The sequence below is a fragment of the Sodalis endosymbiont of Henestaris halophilus genome (assembly GCF_900161835.1).
Taxonomy (GTDB): Bacteria; Pseudomonadota; Gammaproteobacteria; order Enterobacterales; family Enterobacteriaceae.
The window spans coordinates 1,167,421-1,193,642 of sequence record NZ_LT897836.1; the positions used below are offsets into that span (position 1 = coordinate 1,167,421).

13 protein-coding genes are annotated in these 26,222 nt (G+C 39.4%); 3 read left to right on the forward strand and 10 right to left on the reverse strand.

What is annotated here, in order from left to right; genetic code table 11:
- Positions 1–1,938 precede the first annotated feature (1,938 nt).
- The 9 genes from purL to lepA all read right to left on the reverse strand — a co-directional run bounded on the left by purL (position 1,939) and on the right by lepA (position 17,778).
- Complete coding sequence (gene purL, locus HBA_RS02515; protein ID WP_457920920.1) at positions 1,939–5,823, reverse strand: phosphoribosylformylglycinamidine synthase; 3,885 nt, start codon at positions 5,821–5,823, stop codon at positions 1,939–1,941.
- Positions 5,824–6,922: 1,099 nt separating this feature from the next.
- Positions 6,923–7,417 (reverse strand): tRNA adenosine(34) deaminase TadA, encoded by a 495-nt coding sequence (gene tadA, locus HBA_RS02520; protein ID WP_097032446.1) that lies wholly within the window; start codon positions 7,415–7,417, stop codon positions 6,923–6,925.
- A 67-nt stretch (positions 7,418–7,484) separates the two neighbouring features.
- Positions 7,485–8,123: a phosphatidylglycerophosphatase C gene (gene yfhb / locus HBA_RS02525; RefSeq protein ID WP_097032447.1), complete on the reverse strand. Its 639-nt coding sequence runs from the start codon at positions 8,121–8,123 to the stop codon at positions 7,485–7,487.
- Positions 8,124–11,550: 3,427 nt separating this feature from the next.
- A complete protein-coding gene (gene acpS / locus HBA_RS02530; RefSeq protein ID WP_097032448.1) occupies positions 11,551–11,931 on the reverse strand; it encodes a holo-ACP synthase in 381 nt (126 codons plus the stop codon).
- Positions 11,931–12,662 carry a pyridoxine 5'-phosphate synthase gene (gene pdxJ / locus HBA_RS02535; protein WP_097032449.1) on the reverse strand — a complete coding sequence of 244 codons (732 nt, stop codon included), beginning with the start codon at positions 12,660–12,662 and terminating at the stop codon, positions 11,931–11,933. Before pdxJ ends, acpS begins: the two co-directional genes overlap by 1 nt.
- A gap of 534 nt (positions 12,663–13,196) precedes the next feature.
- On the reverse strand, positions 13,197–14,102 hold the full coding sequence (era, locus tag HBA_RS02540) for a GTPase Era (protein WP_097032450.1): 906 nt from the start codon (positions 14,100–14,102) through the stop codon (positions 13,197–13,199).
- Positions 14,099–14,779 (reverse strand): ribonuclease III, encoded by a 681-nt coding sequence (gene rnc, locus HBA_RS02545; RefSeq protein ID WP_097032451.1) that lies wholly within the window; start codon positions 14,777–14,779, stop codon positions 14,099–14,101. The genes era and rnc overlap by 4 nt, the downstream gene beginning before the upstream one ends.
- Before the next feature lie 185 nt (positions 14,780–14,964).
- A complete protein-coding gene (lepB, locus tag HBA_RS02550) occupies positions 14,965–15,963 on the reverse strand; it encodes a signal peptidase I (RefSeq protein WP_097032452.1) in 999 nt (332 codons plus the stop codon).
- A 15-nt stretch (positions 15,964–15,978) separates the two neighbouring features.
- Positions 15,979–17,778 carry a translation elongation factor 4 gene (gene lepA, locus HBA_RS02555; protein WP_097032453.1) on the reverse strand — a complete coding sequence of 600 codons (1,800 nt, stop codon included), beginning with the start codon at positions 17,776–17,778 and terminating at the stop codon, positions 15,979–15,981.
- A gap of 2,161 nt (positions 17,779–19,939) precedes the next feature.
- On the opposite strand from lepA, the gene nadB reads away from it, so the two are divergent.
- Both nadB and ung read left to right on the forward strand, forming a co-directional pair.
- Positions 19,940–21,541, forward strand: coding sequence for an L-aspartate oxidase (nadB, locus tag HBA_RS02560; protein WP_097032628.1), 1,602 nt, complete (start codon positions 19,940–19,942; stop codon positions 21,539–21,541).
- Between the two features lie 1,940 nt (positions 21,542–23,481).
- The gene (gene ung / locus HBA_RS02565; protein ID WP_097032454.1) at positions 23,482–24,168 is read left to right on the forward strand and encodes a uracil-DNA glycosylase; all 687 of its coding nucleotides are present in this window, start codon (positions 23,482–23,484) and stop codon (positions 24,166–24,168) included.
- 347 nt (positions 24,169–24,515) lie between these two features.
- On the opposite strand, the gene grpE is transcribed toward ung, so the two are convergent.
- Positions 24,516–25,106: a nucleotide exchange factor GrpE gene (gene grpE, locus HBA_RS02570; RefSeq protein WP_457920941.1), complete on the reverse strand. Its 591-nt coding sequence runs from the start codon at positions 25,104–25,106 to the stop codon at positions 24,516–24,518.
- 74 nt (positions 25,107–25,180) lie between these two features.
- On the opposite strand from grpE, the gene nadK reads away from it, so the two are divergent.
- The gene (gene nadK, locus HBA_RS02575; RefSeq protein WP_097032456.1) at positions 25,181–26,107 is read left to right on the forward strand and encodes an NAD(+) kinase; all 927 of its coding nucleotides are present in this window, start codon (positions 25,181–25,183) and stop codon (positions 26,105–26,107) included.
- The last annotated feature ends 115 nt before the right edge of the window (positions 26,108–26,222 follow it).

The following is a 26,222-nucleotide window of genomic DNA, read 5'->3' on the forward strand; positions in this document are numbered from 1 at the left end:
TCCTGAAAGCCATCGTGGTAAACGCAGCAAGCGCTGATAAACCTTTAATGCCCTTTGGTTTCACGTAAATATCGACGCAAAATCACGAAAAGTTTTTGAAAAAATTACTCTATCAAATACACCCTGATATTTACATCTTTCTACGTGTTCTTGAAACGGCGCCATTAGCCAGCGTTTGCCCCATAAATATTAGCTAATAACAGTCAGGTTTATTCACAAACCCATAGTCAGGTTTCTAAATATCATCGCATAACTTACGCATGCAATTAAATGTTAACTGTATTAAATAAGTATGTAATACCTACCGTTTTATTAAGCAAAGAGGTAACTAGCAGTTAACCGCTAGCCGAATAGAATATATCAGCACAAACAAACATCATAAGCGCTTCACGTAATTTGATACCGACCAAACAAAAATAACTTTGTAAATCTATCGCAGTTAACGTATTGCTTTAATCATGTATTAACTTATTCTCTTTGAGAATAGGAATAGTAATCCAAAACAAGACCGCAGCTTAATAGATGCACACCAAAGCAAGCTTGCCGCTCATTCAGCAGCGGATACGATCCTGATCATGTCTAAATCTAGATTCGCTTGTATTTCATCGTGTTTTTATGCCAGGATTGGGCGGTTTGTTGCCACGATGTAATACTTAAATGTAACTAGTAGATTCCTAGCCGTAATGCAACCCGCACTGAAATGCAAATTATTGCATCACACGGTCTAGGATTTTTCAATCCTAGACCGTGTGATACAATAAGTCACTAAAAGGTATTATCATTTTTGAATACCTTATAGTCAGCTATAAACCCGGTAGCCTGTGAGCGGCAATGATACCCAATATCATCGTAAATTTCTTTTCTAGGCCGGGAAAAAGAAAGCAAACTTTGTCTGACACAAGAAACATTCAAAACCCTTGCCTAAGATAATGTTAGTTAGGTCTTCAATTCATGGTAAATATGGTTAAAACATGAATGACACAAGCATGCCTTAAACAAGTTAAATTACTAATTCAGTCAAATAATCCGCTAGGACATATCCTGAATTTTACATACGGTTTTCCGTTCTAAGCATCTGCAGAATCAGCACTTATTTCTACTCAAGAACACTGTGTTTATAATGAAGTTTTTGCTAATAGTCAACAACGCTTACAATTATAAGCGATGGTGCGGACCCGAAAAATTATATTGATACTCAGGGGTTGTTCTGTGCCAAATCATCAGCAATTACAGTATACTACACACCAGTAGAACCCTACCAGGTTACTCAAGTAGCACATCGAACCAAAAACACAAAAGATGCTATTTGTTATACAGTCATCGTCTTGACATAGTAACGGATAAGACCTTTATGACTTCCAAGCTTTTACCTAGCTGGAAAGAACAAATATACTCTATTATAAGTAAGGTATTATTTGCATAAATAGAGTATGTCTAAAACTCAATGTTTCTCCCTATCATTATTAAAAGCAAATAATGATTAGTTGAATTGCAGTACTCGTTGATTGTAAATCATGAAAAAGATATAGATCAAGATAATGCTATTATTAAGGCACTATCGTATCAAGTTTAATTAACGACTAAGTCGGATATATCAGACACAGTACTAGATAACACATTTTATTAGCAATTTGCTAATTACACGTTATTTCATCTAATTGTCTTGTTACATCTACTAAATACATACAAAACTAATTAAGACATTCCCTTTTGGCGCCATAAATAGACGCTTTAGTAAAATATTGAACACCATCTCGCCACTAAATTCTGGAGAATAAATGACAAGAAAAGCAAAAGTAAGCAGCCTATCATCTTTATCATGCGGAATAGCATGATAAGAGTGCTATTACAATATGCTCAACATGTGTCCTCTGCGCGCCTAAACGCGCAGAGGACACATGTTGAGGGGTGGGGGGGGGTTCTAACCCCCCAACAAGGTTAGCCTAGTTGTTTACGTGCGTTACGGAATAGTCGCATCCAAGGCCCATCTTCCCCCCAGTTTACTGGATGCCAAGAATTACTGACGGTACGGAACACCCGTTCAGGGTGAGGCATGGTCAGGGTAACGCGTCCACTGACGTTGGTCACAGCAGTGATGCCATTTGGTGAACCATTAGGGTTTGCGGGATAGTTTTCCGTTACCTTGCCATAGTTGTTCACATAGCGCAGCGATACCAAACCCGCATGCTCTATCTCCGCTAAATGCGCCGCGTTACGCATTTCTACCCGACCTTCTCCATGAGAAACAGTTATAGGGATACGAGAACCGACCATGTCCTGCAACAACAGCGACGGACTTTTTATAACTTCTACCAGGCTAAATCTCGCTTCAAAGCATTCAGATTTATTGCGAACAAAGTTTGGCCACAATTCCGCTCCGGGAATTAATTCACGTAAATTTGACATCATCTGACACCCATTGCTTACCCCCAGTGCCAGGGTTTGCGGCCGATAAAAAAACGCCTCGAAATCATCGCGCACTAGCTGGTTGTACAAAATCGACTTTGCCCAACCTTCACCCGCGCCCAACACATCTCCATAAGAAAAACCTCCGCAGGCCACTATCATGTGGAAATCCTTCAACGTTAACATACCGACAAGAAGATCGCTCATATGCACATCGATAGACTCAAAGCCAGCACGATGAAAGGCAGCAGCCATCTCCACATGGGAATTAACACCCTGTTCCCGCAACACTGCGACTTTTGGTCGTGCTCCCTTGGCTATAAAAGGCGCGGCGATATCGTCCGCAGGATCAAACCGCAAGGCTACCGTAAGACCTGGATCGTTATCGTCCTGACGAGCCGCATGCTCTTGATCAGAGCATTCAGGATTGTCACGCAATCGTTGCATCTGCCAGCTAGTTTCTGCCCAACAGGTTCTTAGGGTGGTGCGACTTTCGCTGTAAAGTAGGCGCGCGCCATTATGCAGAATAAAACGATCTCCAGGCTCAGCCGTACCCAGATAATGGATAACATCCTCAAGTCCTTCTTGATGGAAACAATGAGTTACCACGTCGAGGTCGGATTTTTTAATTTGTATAACGGCGCCTAGTTCTTCATTAAACAGTATGGATAACGCGTCATTTCCTAGCGCGCCAATATCAGCATTAATCCCGCAATGACCGGCAAACGCCATTTCAGTCAATGTAACTAGTAAACCACCGTCAGAGCGGTCGTGGTAAGCTAAAAGCTTTCTTTCCGCCACTAATTGTTGCATGGCGCGAAAAAAGCCGGCTAACTGTCCCACATTGTGCACGTCAGCGGTGTCATCTCCGAGCTGGCGGTAGACTTGTGCCAAAGCGGTACCGCCAAGAGCTTGACGCCCGTTGCCCAAATCAATAAATAATAGCATATTATCGCATGTGGGCTGCAATTGCGGCGTTACGGTCGCACGCACATCTTCTATGCGGGCAAAAGCAGTTATGAATAATGACATAGGTGCAATCATTGCTGCCTCAGACACCTCTTGCTGCCAGCGCGTTTCCGGCATGAAATCTTTTCCCATAGTAATAGTTATTCCCAGCGCAGGGCAAAGCTCTTCTCTTACAGCTTGGACTGCCTGATAGAGACCGGCATCTTCGCCGGGATGACCTAAAGCTGCCATCCAGTTGGCCGAGAGTTTTATACGCTGAATATCGCCAATGTGAGTTGCAGCCAGGTTTGTGAGCGCTTCGCCCACTGCAAGACGGGCAGAAGCTGCAAAATTCAATAATGCCACTGGAGCACGTTCACCAATGGACATAACCTCACCGTAGTAACTATCCAGACTAGCTGTCGTGATGGCACAATCCGCGACTGGTATTTGCCATGGTCCAATCATTTGATCGCGCGCTACCATGCAGGTCACGCTACGATCACAAATAGTGATAAGAAATGTTTTTTCCGCTACAGCTGGTAAATGCAGTACGCGGTTTATGGCCTCAGTTAGTGTAATGTCGGAGCAGTTTAAAAAGTTGCCAACCGACTGAAAACTAACTACTTCCCGCAGCATTTTTATCTTCTGGCTAAGTCGGATGTCCGGCGGTAAATCAATCGACCTATCGCTGAAATCATTGTCGTCTAAATTGAGCCCTAATACTTGTGTTACTTCCCCAATGACAGTATAAGGCGCGCGCTCACGGCAGCAAATTGCGTCAAATTCTACCAGCTTATTCGGAGCTACCACCATCACATAATTCTCCGTGAACTCATTGAACCACGCTTCCAGCGAGCTAATGTCCAGGTCGTTATTGAGGATTTTGAGCGACTGTAAACGGTCGCCGCATCTACTATCGCTGATTAGTTCTAGCATCGCGTTATATACGTTACCAAAGCTCACTTTATAAATAGAGATAATTGGATTTTCCTTACCACGTTGCCAGCAACAGTCGATCACCTCCTGGCAACAGCGTTCTATTTCCGGGTTTTCGCGATGAAACAAGGCAAAATTCAAGTGAAATTTTGACTGTTCAGAAACCTTCAAAGAATCGCCCTCTTCCTCCCGGCTGATCTTCATCCGCCTATTACCTAAAACAATAATCTTGGCTCCAATGCGCACTTTACCTTTTTGGACGTGCGACGCGCAGATATTGCCGATGCCACCGACCAGCATGATAGGTTGATGGTAACCACGCACTTCCGTGCCGTTATGACTATTAACGCACTCTTCATAAGTACGAAAATAGCCAGCCAGCACAGGTCGGCCAAATTTATTATTGAATGACGCACTTCCAAGAGGTCCGTTGACCATAATATCCAATGCACTTACGATTCTCTCTGGAATATCAAATTTTTCTTCCCACGGCTGTTCAAAGCCAGGAATGCATAAATTAGAAACAGAAAAACCAACCAACCCAGCTTTCTGCTTGGCGCCACGGCCAGTATAGCCTTCATCGCGGATTTCGCCACCAGAGCCGATGGCCGCACCGATCCAGGGAGATATAGCAGTCAGATGGTTGTGAATTTCAACTTTCATCAAAATATGCACCTCTTCCTGATGGTAGTCATAACATCTCGTCTGCGCATCAGAAAAAAAACGCCCTACCGCCGATCCTTCCATAACAGCCGCATTTTCTTTATAAGCAGAGAACACAAATACTGGCGTCTGATCAAAAGTATTTTTAATCATATTAAATAACGATTTTGCCTGCGAATGTTTATCGATCGTCCAGGCGGCATTGAAAATTGTATGTCGGAAATGCTTGAATTTTGCTTTCGAGGATATATACAATTCAACATCGCTGGGGTTAAACCCCAAGGTGGTGAACGCTACTAAGCTATATTCTATTTCATCACGCACTAAAGCCAGATTTAGAGCCAAACTAGCTGCCTCCAGCGCACCTCGTTTTTTGCTCATCACATCCACCAGCGTCACTGGCACTACCGTAGACTGGGCGAATAATGCCTGCGCCTCTTCTAAATGATTGAACACGGTTTCTACCATACTATTGTGTAATAGGGTCGTGAGCTGTCGCCACTGAGGCTCACTTAATTGCGGTGCCTTAACATAATAAGCCAAACCACGCTCTAAGCATTTTATCTGGTGCAAACCGCAGTTATGGGCAATATCAGTAGCTTTTAACGACCAGGAAGACCGCGTGCCAGGGCGCGGTGTCACCAACAATAATCGCCTCAACGACTGGTGTTCGGCTAAAGAAGAGCCGTATTTCAATATCTGCCGCAACCGGATTAATGCTTCTTCGTCTAACGAAACGCTAAAATCAAGGAAATAAATGTATTCAACATAAATATCATCTACAAGCAAGCAGGCCTTATGACAGCGAATTAGCAACTTATTAATGCTAGATGCGGACAGCGCCGGTGAACCATGAAATATTTCCATAATTAATAGTTTCTCGTCTTTAAACTAACCAATTGCAGGGTGGGGAAGACGAATATTCATAAGATGCAACAAACAACAGGAAGAAACGAGCGTAAATTTTGTTATGCGGTAACGCTTGATTACGCAAACCTTCTCATGTTTAGAGAAGGACCATAGTAATGTTACTGTTAAAGACAGTAAGAATTGCTTTGCGTATGATCATAACATCATAATTAGTTTTAATATTTATTAAAATCTTTATTGACATTTTTTTACTTTAACATTATTAACATGCACCCTAAGTTACTATCACGTTGATAAATAACAAGCAAGCGTAGATTAAGATCTGACGCAATGCTTTTGCGACTCAACACAACGTCGAACTGAAGATTAGAGTCCGCAACAACCTGAATACGCTACATGATTACTTAGATAATTACACCGAGTTACTGAATAGATTCACTATAAATCTTTAATACTAGATTTGTAGTTATCACAGAAACTAATTTACCTTCTAGGCCAGTTATGCTTTAAAAATTAAAGAATCGTTAGTATAACCCTAGAGATTTTTTTTGAGTGAAGCGCATATTCCTCAACTTCAATAGTTAAATAAGCTGTATCCTAAGTTAGGATAGCGAGTGTCAATATGATTAATTAATTAATCTTTATCGAAAAATGTTGCGAGGGGTAAGTGTATGACACATATTGTCCCTACTTAGGGTTAATAATATTATAACGCATGTTAAAAATATCTTATGCGATGAAATCAAATTTATGCGCTATCTGAATAAAAAAAGAAAAGGAAAACGCAATTGACAGCCTAGATGCCGATTATGTTAACTCTTACTTGTGTGATGGTAACGTCGTAGAGTTTTCATATCTTAATGATCAACTAAATCATTTGCCAATGATACATCCTTAACAAGGATCTTTATTTTGCGTGTTAAAATGTTTTGAGGTATGCACAAGTGCATCCTCGGCAGGCAAAAGCGTTTTACTTTACCTTGTTTCACCCTATTGCTGAAAGCAATATCATCATACGCATTAATAAGACGGACCTATTGAGGCTTATAAACGGGGTTCATCCACCAATCACCTGGCTAAAGACGTAGAAAGTGCATCAGATAGCAACATTTTTAACGTCAGACAATGCGCTTGCCCTGCGCAATCGAAAAAAGGCCCTTAGTTGGGCCGAACACGCCTGAGACAACACGCCGCCCGTGAGCATAACCCGATGATTCCTGCTATGATGGTTGAGCACATCTAGCAACGATCCCGACGCGCTGTTTTTTTCGTCACGAGCACCAAACACTAAATGGCAGATCCTGGCGTGGATCATCGCACCAGCGCACATCAAACACGGTTCTAGAGTCACATAAATAGCCGCATTGAGCAACCGATAATTGCCTACCCACTTACCTCCATGACGCAGCGCCATGATTTCAGCATGGGCCGTAGGATCATGATGACTGATAGAACAATTCCAGCCTTTACCGATAATCTCGTTGTTCAACACTAATACCGCACCTACCGGTACCTCTCCTTCGGCTTCGGCACGTGCAGCCATCTTTAAGGCCTGACTCATCCAAAATTCATCGCTACAATGATCTCTCATGTGCCCCCCAAGTATTGACGACCAAAACCAGATTATACTTGGATAGGAAATTATTTAATAGGCGAGATCAATCTAGTAGCTTAAGTTGACCATTACGAGTTACCCGCCAGCGGTATTTGCAATAATAAAGCAACGGATTGTCGTTAACGCTATCGCTATAACCGCTATACAACTTTAACGGGATTCTTAGCTCGTACTCCAGCTGTGACACTTTTGCATATCCTACACAGCGCAGGGTCAGCACCCAACCACCGTAGCACCTGAGTATTCGGCTGCCGATAAGCCGTACTTTAGGCAGGAATGCCGCATCATGGTAAACTTTTTGCACCAGCGATTCGGGCGAGCCGGTAATAAGCCATACTTGAATATCTTGCCTGGCAAGGTATTCTTCTAGGCGTGCCAATACTTGTGGAAAACGCCGTATTCGCTGTCGGAAAGCCGCTACAAATTCTACCTGTAATGCTTGTAGCCTGGCTTCTTTATGACCAAAAGTAATTGACCAAAGCAGCAAACTGATCGGCCAGCGTACCGAGAACCCCCTTACCAGCAGTCCAAAAGCCACAAGTGGCAAAACAGGAATTACTAGCATGATATTTAGCGGCAAGTGAGCAAGTAAATAGCGCAAAAAGCTACCGAACATATTCTGTTGATGCAACGTGCCGTCTAAATCAAAAAAAACATCACTTCGGGTAGTTAGATTTGTCAAAAATACTCCTCTAAATTGTTAAATTATATAAGTCATGTAAATGTAAGTCCTAACAAGATAGTGGTCACCTAATTAGACATATTTTCGATACTATTTTGGAGGGCGATGGTCCGCGCTACAGATAATCTTGATAAACTGAAGGTAAGATAAAACGTAACCACCTTAAGATAATTTATAACCTTACCCCCTATTTACCAGAATAGGCATCGAAACAAACGGGCAAAAGTAATTTTAATGCCGAAAATTAAAGACTAGCTAATAATATCGATGGTCCCTACTAGAACCATACGGTTTTAATCATTTTTTAGCCACACATCGCGAATTTTAACAGTCAGGCAAAAGAAACACCTAACTTCCTACCTTTCTTATGGCCAAAAGAAAGTAGCAAAAGATTGACTCTATGGGATTGCATAAGTTCTAAATGAAGTCTACATAAAGTGGGAACTATCCCGTGATACAGGACGGTAATCGCGAGTAACCACACTTCAAAAAAGAATTTTTAGATAGTAATGTGATGATCACTATACTCTACGATTAATTACTCACTAGATTTACTTGATGAATAAGAGCATCAGATTTCTCTCCATCGAAGGATGTAGTACGACTATCTCCCCCAATAGGCAGTAATTTTACTATGCAACAGTGAATTTACTATCAGCTATATCAAATCCTGTAAATGAGGCGCTAATCTTTTTCTGGGATACGCTTTTTTCCATATGGAAAATCATGGAACATAAGTACTATAATGCCCTAACTTGGCTATAACTTTGTCATAGCCAAGATATAACAGCTAATCAGAAAATATATTTCTAAGACCATGATCGTTCAGAATCAGCAGCTATAATCCCGTTGATAAACTGTAAACCACTAAAAAACTAACGGTACATTTATATTTACTATAATGTTCCTGATAGCACAGGTTAAACTGCTTAACAGAGCCATAAAACTTATCATAATTAGGACAGAGTTTTATATCAATTGCTGACTTTCGATCGTATAAGAAAATTTATTAGTTGTATGATAATCAAGGAGGCAGTAAAACCAGTATAAACCTAATATACACATTTTGTGGCCTTCACATCAATAATCATAATTTGAATAAATTTTGTCTTACTCTACCATAATGCGAATGCTGATCATGTTGGCACACAATCGTCATGCGACGCTGGATTTAATGTAACTCTTGGTCTGTGAATACTTCTAATTTCGTTACTTATGTGATACGATGACGCACGTATACGTTAGTATCGGGTTAGGAACGTTAGAATTTAGATAAATAAAAGACCTGGCAACACGCATCAGGTCAACTGAGATTTTAATTTATTTAACACTTGACTGTCATGATAATTAAACAGAATGACCATTCTAGGCATATATTAAATATTTAATGTCCTTTAGGTTAATTAACATATTTACTACACTGATACTACATGAATTCACATACTCATCATTAAGTGTTTAGTGTAAAACTACTAGTAATAATTAATGATTTATGCAAGACAGGAAATGTTATCGCTGTATTTTAGAGTTCTTTTCCGTCTTCTTGATATTGTCGCATGACATCAAAGCATAAACAATTATCAGTTTATTACGGATACACCTTTTTATACCGATCTATATCGCACCATCTTAGGATATAAAAGTGTCGAAATGATCAGCGTTAGCCAGTCAACATAGTGAAATTTCTTGCAAAGCAATATGTTAATAAAAGTCATTGCAAGCTAAATACCAGCCTCGATAACGTATGAGTTAATCAATAAAACATGTATTTTATTATTAATAATGATTATAACTCTATCATCAAAAACTATAAATGAAATTTGTTGATAATCGTAAAAAACAGCAGCACATGAGCGAAATGCGAGATATCAACAGAAAAAATAAACATCTATAAAGAATTTATATTCTTCAAAACTCAAAGCAGATTGTTATTATATAATCATAATTAGTACATCTAGACTGGTGGTACTCAACTTCTCTTAAAAACTGATAAATTCGGTATTAATAGCTGAGTAAAACGGCATGCAGGTATTGTTAATAGCAATAAATAATTTTACGAATAAAAAACTACAAACAACATGCTGACTTAACACTCTGTAATTATACAAAGTATAAATTAAACATAGCTGAACTATCTCCTCAAATATTTCTAGCGCAAGAAGCGTTAACCAACTTATTATTTCTAGAGCTGTTGCACCAGAATCTCAAATAAACACTAAACTGCACACTTAACGATAAAGTAACTGATTTAAAATCAAGCCTGAATTTAGATGGAATTATAATACTATCTCATGCAATTTCAAGTCATTACTAGATATTTTGTTTCCTGTAATCCGTAAACGAATGACTATTGGTAATCATCATGCGTATTATGAGTCCCCGTCATTGTATGGGAGCTGAGTACGATCCCAGGACGGCATGCTGCCGCTATATCACAGTTATATCTATATGATTCCGCAGGAATCCCCTTGATAAAATCGGTATATTGGACACGCAACCACTAATGAATCATAGTATAGGTATTAAATTCTGTTATTTCGATCTTGGTGTAAATATTCTCTTTTTGAATATTATGAGTTCACTAGATGATGATAATGTACTAAGAATATTCATAAATTTGCAATACAAAGCTTAGTTGAAATCAATTACCGCAAAAAAAATGCTAGCATAAGGTGGGAAATTTCTTCTGTTAGCTAACAAACAGCAATCTGTCTTGTTGCCTTTAATAAAGGCAGTATAATGACGAGGTTTATATGGCCGTTAGGATTATCAAATTGCTTTCCCACTCATTTAGTGCCCTGATAAATTAAAGATCTACTTTATACCCATTAAAGATGATAAAAAGTAGGTAATTTTGCATTTTATTGTAACGAAAGCGAACCATTTATTGTCGTCATTAAGTCAGTACAGTATATATGTTAAATGAGCAGTAATTCCTTACTACTAAACTTTTTAATTATCTGTTAAGGAGCGAAAACTAGCTTACATGTCTTTGCTATCACTAGCATATAATAGAATAAGTTGAAATGTATTAACGAGTTACGATCAATTTGTGCCAACGAGAAATGATAATAAACAACAATATTCATATTATATTATTTAATTATGATTTTAAATAGCTTGAATTTTTACTAAACGTTGCATGACTTGCAAATAATTGTGAACTAAAATGCCCGAATTAAGTTATTAATATAACTATATCGCGTATTATTAGATAGATGCCGGTCTCTATAAAAGGATATCTGGTTATTATAGTCGGTATGACTACTAATAGTCTTCCTCGCACCAGCAGATATACTTCATATAATGAAGCTATCATTACCGGTTTATATCGGATAAAATATTTATATGCTTGTAACAAAAGTTTGTTTGGTGACACCCAGACAGTGTGTGCTATCGGCTGGGTGTAGAAGTACCTCGCTGGATATTATCGTTCAAAAATTACTGTAGCGTAGGCGTAATGACGCTCATCGGCCAACGTGACGTGCATTCCGGTAACACCTAATAAGCTAGCCAAATCAGCAGCATGGGAAAATAACCGCAACAATGGCTTACCTAGCTCATCATTAAAAACTTCAAATTGTGCAAAAGCCAGTCCATTACGAATGCTAGTACCAAGTGCTTTAGATGCTGCCTCTTTGACAGCGAAACGTTTAGCTAAGAAACGTACTGGCTGATTGTGTAGCTTATAATGTAGCCATTCATGTGGACTAAGAATCCGGCGCGCAAGGCGGTTGCCGCTGCGGGAAAAAATAGATTCAATACGTCTAATCTCGACGATATCGGTACCAATACCGATGATTCCCATCAGCCGCGCGCTTCACGCATCAGGAGTTTCATGTTTCTTACTGCTTCTGACAGGCCACTCATCACAGCGCGACTGATAATAGCGTGGCCGATATTCAGCTCCTGTATAAGTGTCAGCGATGCTACAGGTTTCACATTATGATAATCAAGACCATGACCAGCATTAACCTTTAGGCCCAGTGTTCCGGCGTACTGTGCACCTTGGCTAATGCGAGCCAACTCCGCTGCTCGCAATCTATCGTCTGTGGCAGCAGCATAAGTTCCGGTATGAATTTCAATGTAGGCTGCACCCACGTCTGATGCAGCCTCTATTTGACGCTCATCGGCATCTATAAACAGAGATACCTGGATCCCGGCATCGTTCAGACGAGTCACTGCCTGGCGCAGTGTATCTAATTGGCCAACCACATTTAGTCCACCTTCAGTAGTGACTTCTTGTCGATTTTCCGGCACAAGACAACAACAGTGTGGTAACAAGGCGCAAGCAATGCTTAACATCTCATCTGTCACCGCCATTTCTAGATTCATTTTGGTTTGAATTGTCTTGCGCAATAACTGGACATCACGATTAGTAATATGTCGGCAGTCTTCTCGTAGATGCACGGTAATAACGTCTGCACCGGCTTGTTCAGCAACAAAAGCAGCTTGAACAGGATCTGGCCATGACGTCCCGCGCGTATTGCGTAATGTTGCAATATGATCGATATTTACTCCCAACAGCAATGAACACATTACCTTCCCTTAACATATTGTCTACAATATCTTACATTGTAAAACAAAACTGTTGCTTAAGCCAGTTTACTGTTCACTTTCTTTATCGTTTTGTCTTGGCGGATTTTCATCATCGGTGCCAGCCAGAATCCCTCCCTAGTTTTGGTTACTAGTTGGTAAAATCTTACGACGCTAGGATGCAACGCAAACTCACGTCAGCTGAAGCTATAAAGAACCAATAGTGCACTAACACGCATGCCCCTCTCGGTAACTAAAGTTATGGAATGTCTATTTGCAAACCAATGTCATCTTCCAGACACGAAAGCAGATCGTTAACATATGTCTGTTCTATAGCTATAAGCATTAGATTTGTGATAGTAGAGCTGTGAGGAACAGAATCTACGTTGATAAAGTCTTTTCCTACTACAAGCCATATTATACCTTTAAGCTAGAGGTCGCATTAAAACATATTTTTATTAATTTTAGGTGAAAAATCCAGAATCATGCATACTATCTTGTAACAAGATAGTACGTTAATAAATCTTCAAATTCTTCCTATAAATCGTCGATATATCCTAAACTGCGCAGGGCATTTTCATCATCACCCCATCCAGCCTTTACTTTTACCCAAAGTTTTAGGCAGACCCGAGTTTTAAGCATTGTTTCGATATTCTGTCGAGATTTGATACTAATAGTCTTTATTTTACTACCCTTATTTCCGATAATCATTTTTTTCTGGCCGGCGCGCTCCACCAAAATTATACCTTGAATATCGTAAAACCCGCGATCATTCATGGCGAATCGTTCAATTTTAACCGTAACGGAATACGGAATTTCCTGACCAAGAAAACGCATAAGCTTTTCACGGATGATTTCCGATGCCATGAAACGTTGCGAGCGATTGGTAATATAATGTACAGGAAAATGATACTTAGCTTCCGGCAAGTTTTTCCTCACAATACTCGCCAAAGTATCCAGATTTATGCGTTTCTCGGCGCAAATAGGAATAATATGATGGAATTTCATTTGCTGGCTAAGAAACTGAATATGAGGCAATAGCTGTTCCTTTTCAGCGAGATTATCCACTTTATTGATTGCTAGCACTACCGGGCAGCTAACATGGCGCAATTTGTTTATAATCATTTCATCGTTAGGAGTCCAGCGAGTACTTTCAACCACAAAAATTACTACTTCTATGTCACTAAGGCACTTTTTGGCGGTGCGATTCATAAAACGATTGATCGCCCGTTTCTCTTCAATATGCAACCCAGGCGTATCTACATAGATAACCTGGTAAGGTCCCTCGGTATGAATTCCTATAATGAGATGACGGGTAGTTTGCGGTTTGCATGAAGTAATAGAGATTTTTTGACCTAATAACTGATTTAGTAACGTAGATTTACCGACGTTTGGCTGGCCTACAAGAGCCACAAACCCACAATAGGTTGTATGTTTGCTCATTCAAGTTCCAACAGTTTAAGTGCTTGTTCCGCTGCTGCCTGCTCAGCTTTACGCCGGCTTGAGCCACTACCGACTATTGAATGCATGAGTTTGCTGATCTGACAGTGTATTGTAAATGTCTGATTGTGAGCTTCTCCGCGCACTTGCACTACTAGATAGATTGGAAGAGGCAAATGGCGTTCTTGAAGATATTCCTGGAGCCGGGTTTTTGGATCCTTTTGCTTATCGCTGAGATTAATGTCATCTAAACGTATTCGGTACCAACTAAGGATCAGCTTTTCGACAGTATGAATATCGCTGTCTAAGAATACACCACCGATCAAAGCTTCTACTGTGTTAGCTAAAATGGATTCACGGCGGAAACCGCCGCTTTTCAGCTCCCCCGGACCAAGACGTAAACATTCACCTAGCTCAAATTCTTGCGCCATTTTTGCAAGCATATTGCCTCGCACCAGCTTAGCGCGCATACGGCTCATGTATCCCTCATCTAGGTGAGAGAAACGCTGATAAAGCGCATTAGTGATAACATAGTTTAATATAGAATCACCTAGAAATTCTAGGCGCTCATTGTGTTTTTTGCTAGCGCTACGATGCGTTAACGCCTGTAACAAAAGATCGTGTTGCTGAAAAGTGTAGCCTAGTTTCTTTTGTATCTTATTTACTAATATGTAATTCATGCGTTACCAATAACTAAATCTTGCGGAAATACCATAGCTGACAAAATGATTTTAGGTGAGGTAAGCTTGTTTAAAAACAACTATTCTGTTTTAAGTATCGCCCATATAAGGTCGCTAACCTTTACTAAACTCTGAGAAGTATTCTCAAGATTGGTAAGCAAAATAATCCCTCCCTAAACAAGGCATTAATGAATGCCTCCGATCCGACTGAAGCGTACGTTAGGAAACCACCGTTTTTCCTGCTTATCAACGCTCATCCAAATCGCCGTCGCTTTACCCACTAAATTTCTTTCTGAAACAAATCCCCAATAACGACTATCAGCGCTGTTATCGCGGTTATCGCCCATCATGAAATACGCCTCCTGTGGCACCACCCACTCAGCTAATGAACTGCTTAACTGCTGATAATAAATACTGAATTGATCTTTTTGTCCAGGCAATGTCAGTACATGGTGCACTACTCCATCCAATGACTCCTTACGCTGCATCAAGCGAACGCCGTTATCTACATGCGTATTAGGTGGTAACTGTAGGAAAACGCTGCTAGCGTCGGCGGTGCTAGTTGAGTTAAAGATCTGAACAAAATCGCTCGGGCCAAAGTTACTATAAGTGATGGGTAACGCCATCGTGCAGTACTCCTGTCCTTTTGCGCAACTAGGCTGCACCATTACGCATTTGTTCACGAGATCGTAACTAACCCGGTCGCCGGGCAGCCCCACGACCCTTTTAATATAGTAAAGGCTAGGATCGAGGGGATATTTGAAAACAACTATGTCACCGCGTTTAGGATGACCGATTTCAATTAATGTCGTCTGAGTAATAGGGTCTTTTATGCCATAAGAAAATTTCTTTACCAAAATAAAATCACCAACCAACAGTGTTGGGATCATTGATCCTGAAGGAATTTGAAAAGGTTCAAAAATAAATGAACGAACCACAAACACTAATAGTAGTATCGGAAAAAAAGACGCGATAGACTTTATAAAGGTCGGCATATGGCTGCTAACATCTATAGCGATATAATTTACCCTAGTCCGCACTGTAATGGCATCAGCGTGTTGTTGCTGGCAGCGCTTTTGCCTTAAACAATAACGCAATAGCACCAGTTTAAAACATTCCACAAGCCAAAATATTCCGGTAATAAATGTTGCAATTGCCAAAATTAGAGTAAAAACATTAGCCACGCAATCTCCTTAAACTTATTTACTATCTTTATCCACGTGTAGAATTGCCAAGAATGCTTCCTGTGAAAGCTCAACATTACCCACCTGCTTCAGGCGCTTTTTGCCTTTTTTTTGTTTTTGTAGCAGTTTTTTCTTACGGCTGACATCGCCGCCATAGCATTTCGCCAAAACGTTCTTTCGTAACTGCTTTACCGTGGAACGGGCAATAACATGGTTATTGATTACGGCCTGAATGACGATATCAAACTGCTGGCGAGAAATAAGCTCCTGAAGCTTATTGACAAATTCGCGGCTGCGATATAGTGCGTTATCACGATGAGTAATTAATGACAACACATCCACACGCGCCCCGTTAATTAACACATCAATTCGCACCATATCTGATTTTTGAAAGCGCTTAAAACTATAATTTAGTGAAGCATATCCGCGCGAGGTAGATTGCAGACGATCAAAGAAATCTAGTACTACTTCGGCCATGGGGATATCATAGGTCAGTGCGACTTGATTACCATGATAAACCATATTGGTTTGCATACCACGCTTCTCGATACATAAGGTTATGACATTACCTAAATAAGCCAGTGGCAACATCATATGGCATTCGGAAACAGGTTCACGTAGTTCAGCAATATTTTTTAGCGGTGGCAATTTTGGTGGGCTATCAACGTATACTGTTTTGTTATCAGTGGTCAATACCTCATAAATAACAGTTGGGGCAGTAGTGATAAGATCAAGATCATATTCACGTTCCAGTCGTTCTTGGATGATTTCCATATGCAGCAAGCCGAGAAAACCACACCGAAAACCCAAACCTAGCACGGTGGAGCGTTCGGACTCATAAAACAGAGATGCATCGTTCAGGCTAAGCTTACCTAGGGCGTCGCGAAACATCTCATAGTCATTTGAGTTTACAGGAAACAAACCAGCATATACTTGCGGCTTAACTGATTTAAATCCTGGTAGCACTTGATCGGCCGGCTGGCAAGCGAGCGTTAAGGTATCACCTACCGGTGCGCCGTTAATATTTTTAATTGTGCAGACTAACCAACCAACATCTCCACAGTTAAGCACCTCTCGGTCGACACGTTTCGGTGTTAAAATACCTAATCTGGCCACATTATATAGTTGATTGGTACTCATAACCTTAATTTTATCACCTTTTTGCAGGGTGCCATTCTTGATGCGCACGAGTGATATCACACCAAGATAATTATCAAACCAAGAGTCGATAATCAGCGCCTGCAACGGTGCAGCTGGATCGCCTTTTGGTGGCGAAATATTGTTTACTACTTTTTCAAGTACATCAAAGATGCCTACGCCAGTTTTCGCCGAACAACGCACCATGTCGGCAGCTTTAATGCCCATTATATCTTCTATTTCCTGTGCGACACGATCTGGATCAGCATCAGGCAAGTCTATTTTATTCAAAACTGGCACTACTTCCAAATTCATTTCGATAGCGGTATGATAATTAGCCAATGTTTGGGACTCAACCCCTTGTTTGGCATCTATAACTAACAGAGCACCTTCGCACGCTGCTAGCGAACGGGAAACTTCATAAGAAAAGTCTACATGTCCCGGGGTATCGATAAAATTTAATTGATACATTTGACCGTCAGAAGCTTTATAATTTAGAGTGACGCTTTGAGCTTTAATAGTAATGCCACGTTCACGCTCCAGATCCATCGAATCTAGCACTTGAGAAGTCATTTCACGCTCGCTCATGTTACCGCAGGTCTGTATTAAACGATCAGATAGCGTCGATTTGCCGTGGTCTATGTGGGCAATAATAGAGAAGTTACGTATCTTATTCATTTTAATAAATTTCCTTAGTTATAGCTTTATATCGGCTCGATAATCACCCCTACTAGAAATTTTACCACGCTCTGGTCTACACATAAGAATGCTTTGAACTATTCATTAATGCCAGCCAACGTGCGTTGAGAGGTTTTTATAACCTCTTTGCTATAGGGTAAAAGCGTTATAATGTTGCCAGACTAAGTCTGCAGTCGTTGACGCAGGTACCCTAACTATCTGGTAGAGTAATATTTTTCAAATAAGCCATCTTTATTTAACCTAGCTATCGGCGGTTACAAGATATAACGAAGCACTGCTTAAGCACTTTGCTATTACGACCAGTAACGGTAATTTGTCATGGGATTAATCTAGACGATATAAAAGAATTAATGGACGAGAGCGGGGCAATACGCAAAAACCTCTCACACAGAAGAGGACAACTATATGGATACTAACTATTTGATGTAAATTTTTTAGAAGTTTAATACACGCTAACAATTTGCATATGCAAAAAAAATTAAGAAAAAATAAAAGAAATTAACTCTTATGAAGAGTAATAAACCATCAGACAGGGATTAAAATACTCTTTTTTTTACCAATAAACGCTAGTTCAATTATTGCTTATATATAATATCGAATGTAGGTAGCGTAGCCAGTTACCTACTCGTTTGCTGACTAACATACGTATATATTATTCACGGTTTATAATATATAGTTATCCTAACTCATTTACGAGAGCAATGACATAGATGTACTAGTTTATACATATAGTAAAGCAAACTGTCTATCAATAGAATACATTATATCAAATATAATGCATTATTAAGCCTGAGTTTATAATGATTTACTACCCGCTGCCTACGCGGGAATCTGCTCCTTATCTTATTTGCTGATTCAATTGAAGAGTTGCAGCATGCACAGTCTCTAAGGTAGTTACTAATTTTGCTCTTGCAAAATTGTATTGATTAGCCTGCACTATTTCTGCACTTGTATCTTTTGGCTTCTATTATCCACTAAAGACCGTTGTTGGCCGGATTCGTCAGACTAACTGACGAAGTCTGATTTATTATTTGCAGATGTTAAAACCAGTATTTCAGCATTAGATACGATTCCGTCACAGTCAGCAAAATAAATACGCATTGACTCTTTAACAATCGAGTCGATTACTTAGATGATAATCTCGAAATAGAAAAAGTGTAGTCTGCAGCTAATTGCATAACGTCATGCCAGATCAATAGGTTAAACATTTGTTGTTAAACAATTACTTATTCATGAAAACTCATGCTCTGATAAATGAAGTCTACCTTTTCTGCCAACGTTGTTCACGTTAAATTAAGAGTTAAATTTTATTTAAGCTTTTATTTCTGTGCGCCAAAAAAAATTGAGCCTACTGCTCCTCTTGGGTAATTAAGATAATATTGCATGACTTATGCATTTAGCTCTCACGCAAACGCAATCTCCATACTCATATTTTTAAGTAACGCGCTCATTAGCGCTTAACATAACCTATTTTAAACTTATTGGGCAATATGAAATTTCATGTTTCAATATTTCTTTTAATGCATTGCCAGTTGTATTGATTTTAGTATAATTGTTGACAGATTGACATTAATATGAAGTAGGCAATTTGCAATATTATTGCGTGCTTTCTACACTCTATTCGACACCACTAATACTGTTGAGGCGTAATTCTCCATTTTACACTTATGCTTTTAATAAAGTGATGTTAAATAAATTGAGCAGTTTCTAGTAACCTTGCTGAACTCATTAAACTATCACCTGATTCGATCAATTGTTCACTCATGCAAGACAATATTTCCTCAAATCTATTCAATGCGACAGAAAATTAGTATTGCCAACTTCTAAATTAATTTAGCAAACAAGCTTAAATTTTTTAGTTAATAAAATTGCAAATTTATCACACCAAGTATTTTTAAGCACATGGCCAAACTGAACAATAGATCACCACATAAATACAAGTAAACGGCACCCAGTTTATCGCATGGTAAACTTCTCGCAAAAACAAAGTGAAAAGCGTAAGGTAATATTAATTTACCATTATGGCAATAAGACATGCGTAAAAATACAGCCGCATTAAAATGCAATCAGCAGTATTGTCAGGTAGCATTAAATGCTACCATTATCACACATTTTTTATTGGGATAAACACAATCTGGCTATGCCATTATCAACTGAATATATCATGGATGTCTTAGTTATCGGCAGTGGTGCAGCTGGTTTATCACTAGCGCTTCGACTAGCTGAGCATTGCCGCGTCATGGTACTGAGTAAAGGTCCACTGTACGAGGGTTCCACGCTATATGCTCAGGGCGGAATTGCAGCAGTGTTTGATGAAAATGACAGTATAGATTTCCATGTGGACGATACGCTGATAGCCGGTGCTGGATTATGCGATCGCAAAGCGGTGGAATTTATCACAAGCAACGCACGTCACTGCGTGCAGTGGCTGATTAATCAAGGCGTGCTGTTCGACATAGAAGCGGCGACGCCGTCCGGTCATCGTTACCATCTAAACCGCGAAGGAGGACACAGCCGCCGCCGCATTTTGCATGCCGAAGATGCTACTGGCAGGGCAGTAGCAACAACTCTAGTGAGCAAAGTAGTATCGCACCAGGGAATTCAAATTTTGGAACACTGCAACGCCGTAGATCTGATTACATCCACCAGTCTCAGATTGTCGGGCGGCAGACGGGTGATAGGAGCCTACATCTGGAATTGCCTCACAGAGCAGGTAGAGATGTGCCGTGCGCGAGTGGTAGTGCTTGCCACAGGCGGCGCATCTAAAGTTTACCAATATACCACCAACCCCGATATCGCTACCGGCGACGGTATAGCCATGGCTTGGCGTGCCGGTTGCCGTATCGCTAATTTGGAATTTAATCAGTTTCACCCTACTAGCCTGTTCCACCTCCAGGCACGCAACTTTCTGCTAACCGAAGCGTTACGTGGCGAAGGCGCCTATTTGCGCCGGTCAGACGGTAGCCGTTTCATGCCTGATTTCGATGCACGCGCGGAATTAGCACCCCGGGATATCATCGCTCGGGCAATTGACCATGAAATGAAACGGCTGGGCGCCGCTTGCATGTATCTAGATATAAGTCATCAGCCAAAGGCATTTATCCGTCAGCATTTTCCAAATATATATAACAAGCTGTTAACGATGAATATCGATTTAACTAATCAACCGATCCCTATTGTCCCGGCAGCTCATTATACTTGCGGTGGCGTAATGGTAGATCAACAAGGACTTACCGATCTGGAAAACCTATACGCTATAGGCGAAGTAAGTTATACCGGTATGCACGGAGCTAACCGCCTGGCATCCAATTCGCTATTAGAGTGCTTAGTGTATAGCTGGTCTGCCGCGGAAGATATCCTGCGCCGCTTGCCAAACATCAACCAAGCTCGTCAACTTCCACTTTGGAATGACAGACGATTTAGCAATTCCGATGAAGAGGTCGTACTCCAACATAACTGGCAAGAGCTACGACTTTTTATGTGGAACTACGTTGGCATCATACGAACTACAAAACGGCTAGAGCGGGCATTGCATCGTAGTGAATTGCTAATGAGTGAAATCAACGAATACTATTCTAACTTCCGCACTTCCAAGAAGTTACTAGAAATGCGCAATTTAGTGCAAGTTGCTTACCTGATCATCAAAAGCGCACAACAGCGCAAGGAAAGTCGTGGCCTTCACTTTACGCTAGATTACCCTGATATGCTACCAAATCCACAACCAACTATACTGCAACCTTAATATACTTTCCCATCTATTAAAGAATTAAGTAATATTTATATTATTACAACACATGTTATTTAATACTTGAATATTACATGATTTTACTTATTGACTTATGCAAGAATTAATTCAACTAAATATTTAATACATATATTTTACTAAATGTATGACCATAATGGCATATTATCTAGATTTTTTATAAATGGTTTTATTTATATTTTATTACATGATTGCTGATATATTTAACCAGATGTGCGGGATGAGTTTCTTACTTTGTTACTATCATTTAGTTGTCAACTTTATGCGGTATCTATTAAACTATATAGCATATTAATTAGCATAAATACTAAGACGTTTTGTTAGTAACACATTAACACTTATAACTTGATAAAGTTTTACTTTATGGCTGTTCTCCATAAAAATACTATGGCAGTTTATTGCTGTGACTTTTGTGCTGTGCAATAACTTTTTAAAAAATTTACTTATCTAAAGGTTTATGAAAAATTACCTCTTCAGTCAAAATTTTTGTACTAAAATGTGTTACAGCACAGTATTAGATACTTATATAAAGTATCTTTTATTTCTCCTAACGGTTTTAATTTTATTTCATTTGATGAAGTTTAATTATTACCACGCTGGTAGTATTTTATTATTAAGTTAGTTACTAGTAAAGCACTCAACTTTAAGCAGGGATAGTAAGATTTACTATAAGCGGCAAAATTATGATTTAATCTCTTGAAAATATTAGGTAATATTTTGTAAGAAATAAGCCTTACAGCATTTCTGGCTGTATGTTACTTCACTACTTGTAGTTTACAAAATAACAAGTACGATGAATAATCATCTCATCATTTATTTATTATTATCTTAGTATTAGTTATGCATTAATGTTTTACTTAAAATAAATAAAATTATTTGTGCGTTAAATTATAATTACTTAACAAATATGTGAAATGTTATTTCATACTTATTATTTTATAACAATATTATAACAAATAATTTACTACTAAGAATTTTACTTTTAATAAGATTGTTGCTTGCTACTAAGCTGTATAAAGAAGTTACTGCAGAATTTCTATCATTTATTACAATTTAATTATTAATATTTACTATCTATATGCAAGTAATTAAAGATTTAATTTTTAAATGTGTTTACAAGACAAATAATCGCAGGAATTCTATTATTCTCAGGATTTTTATAAACAAATTTGGGTACGTGCAAATGCTATATATTGTGTGTTTTCATCGTTCATGAATTAAATGTTAAATAAATTTTTAATCAAAACGATAAACAGTAAGACCTATAAAGGCAAACAGCGCGGGCGAAGCCATTGGTAATCATAATATCACATATTAATTATTTGTCATATTTATAAGACATACATAGCATGTGCGTCTATTTAAAATTAAAGCTAACAAGCGTGTAAAAATAAATAAATATTGCTTAGGTTTGCCTATAATTTGTGTCGAAACCAGAGGTAAGCAAATAATTACTATCAATTAATCCTCCACAAATTTGATCTGCACGCAGTCCTTGCCAAACTATTCAACAAGGAAGTTGCGATATGCAACGTCGTTATTATGTAATATAATCATATCAGTAGCTATGTATATAAGCGATTTGTTGAATTATAGAAATAACTAATTACCTACCATTTATCTCGCCATCAAATTGATAAAAAAGCAATAACATTATACATCCAGCGAACCAATTTTTGTCCTCGCTGTGAACTCACTAATATAGCAGTTCGAGGACCTAACTAAAGAGCTGTCTAACCAGCAAACACATTTCACCTAGATATCACCATAAGTAAGGATGGCACAATAAAACGCTATTATTTTGGTCATTCTAGAAGAAACAAGATAAAATCTTGCTTTTACTGCAAGTTACGGTAACGTTTAATTCATAAAAATAAACGTTAAGCTTAGTACATATTGTCACTCTCATGGAGTGTATCATGAAGCAAATGCTTACCTGGCGTGATACTCTTGCACAGGAAAAAACTTTACCTTACTTCCAGGAAATGTTGGCCTGTATCGCTAGGAAACGAGCTATGGGAATTACTATCTATCCATCAACTAACGATATATTCAATGCTTTTCGTTTCACGGAATTGCATGCGGTGAAAGTAGTAATCCTCGGTCAAGATCCATATCATGGTCCCAATCAAGCCCATGGCCTTGCTTTTTCCGTGAAACCAGGCGTTACGCCCCCTCCTTCATTGGTTAATATCTATAAAGCACTAGCTAACGACATTTCCGGATTTGTTATGCCTCAGCATGGATATTTAAAAAATTGGGCACAACAAGGCGTTCTTCTACTCAATACTGTGCTAACAGTAGAAGAAGGAAAAGCACATTCTCACGCTAATCTTGGTTGGGAAAATTTTACAGATAAGGTTATGAAGGTACTTAACACTCAACGTGAAGGAATTGTGTTTTTATTGTGGGGATCCCATGCTCAGAAAAAAGGTATGGTTATTAACCCTACACGGCACCATGTGCTGAAAACATCACACCCATCTCCCTTGTCCGCACATCGAGGTTTTCTCAGTTGCAACCATTTCTCTCAGACTAATGCCCTACTGACACAGCAAGGCGAAAAGCCTATCGACTGGATACCGCCGCGGTTGCCGGGGGTTTAACGGCTAAGGCTAAATAATATCAAGTAAAGATAAATAGCTCAGAAAGGTAATTTTTACCCGATAAAAACTTCGCCAAGTAAAATTACCAAATTATGCACAACATAAAGAGAACAAAAAAATGATGGAAATCTGTATAAAGTATTTAAGTTAACATAATCAAAACATCGCAAAAAGCTAATACACCCACACGCATCAGTTACTATCCTAAACAAGGATCTCGCAGTTATTTAGATGCAAAATTGCAGGCTTTAACGTATTTGAAGAACAACTTAACATTGCCTGTTGAGCAATAATGATGTATTGTATGTAGCAATCTTCTGCCGCGTACAGCGGCGGAAGAGCAAACATCAGCGCTTTGCTTGTGATACAGTCACCATCGCAGGACGGATAAGACGGCCATTAAGAGTGTAGCCTTTTTGCATGACCATAATTACTTGGTTGGGCTCATGTTCATCTGACTCCAGCATTGTCATTGCCTGATGTATTTCGGGATTAAATGGTACATGCGTATCACCAATCACATTAAGACCGAATTTGTATACAGCATCTAGCAAAGATTTGAGCGTCAGCTCGATTCCTTTTATAGTAGTGGAGGCCAGTTCACTGTTAATTTTACCGGACATTTCCAATGCGCGCTCCAAGTTATCAATAACTGGCAATAGCTCAGCAAAAAAACGTTCTAGCGCAAATTTATGTGCCTTTTCGACATCCTGTTCGCTACGGCGACGCATATTTTCTATTTCTGCCTTAGCACGCAGCAAGTTATCGCGCTCGCGTTGTTGGGCTTGAGCAAGCAATGCCTCCAGCTCAACAATATGCTGATGTCGTGGATCCACGACATCAGCAGACTCTAGCGTTGCTTCCGCCTGTTGCTTTTTCTCTATCTCACTCTCTTGTGAAACTTGTTCGTCAGCAGTGTCATGTTCTTTACTACTTATCATGAGTTTTCTCCACAGTTCAGTATTATTCTCATTCTAACTATTATTGGGGATGAATAGAGAGGATTCAAGGGATGACGTATAATGAAACTTGCAAAAATAAGCTAGGGATCACCAATAAAATTGGTATCAATTTTCACACAATCGGAATTGTCGGTCATCCGCGTCACTCTAATGCGTTAGCTACACATGAAATGTTATACCATTGGCTGAACAAGAAAGGATATAGCATTATGATTGAAAATCAGATTGCCAGAGATCTAGCGCTAGACCAAGCCATAACCGGTAGTGTAGCTGATATTGGCCAGAAAGCCGATCTAGCAATTGTGGTTGGTGGTGATGGCAGCATGTTAAGCGCGGCGCGCATTTTGGCACGATACGATATCAAGGTAATTGGGATTAATCGCGGTAATCTTGGTTTTCTGACCGACCTTGATCCTGATTCGGTACTTGCACAGTTATCAGAAGTACTAGATGGACAATATAGCAATGAAAAACGCTTTTTACTGGAAGCCAAAGTTTACCGTGACGATGTATGCAACCAAATGAGTAGCGCTATTAACGAAGTGGTTCTGCATCCTGGTAAAGTAGCATATATGATTGAGTTTGAAGTTTACATTGATAATGCCTTCGCTTTTTCCCAACGTTCTGATGGCCTTATCATCGCCACGCCGACTGGATCTACTGCTTATGCCCTTTCCGCCGGCGGACCAATATTGACGCCTTTAGTGGACGCTATAGCGATAGTACCTATGTTTCCACATACTTTATCTTCACGTCCGTTGGTTATTAACGGAAATAGCACGATACGGTTGAAGTTTTACCAACTGACGCCAGATCTAAAAATTAGCTGCGATAGTCAGATAGCTTTGCCTATTCTGGAGGGAGAGGAAGTCTTTATCCGTCGTAGCAATTACTATCTTAATTTAATTCATCCAAATCATTATAAATATTTTAATACGTTAAGCACCAAACTTGGTTGGTCAAAAAAATTATTTTGATTTTTGGTCAGAACCTTTTACTGTATAAATTCAGCTACACTTTAGTTAAATACATTATTATGTTTATATATAAAAAGGCGACTATGTAAGGTTAATTAACCAACTATTAATTGCG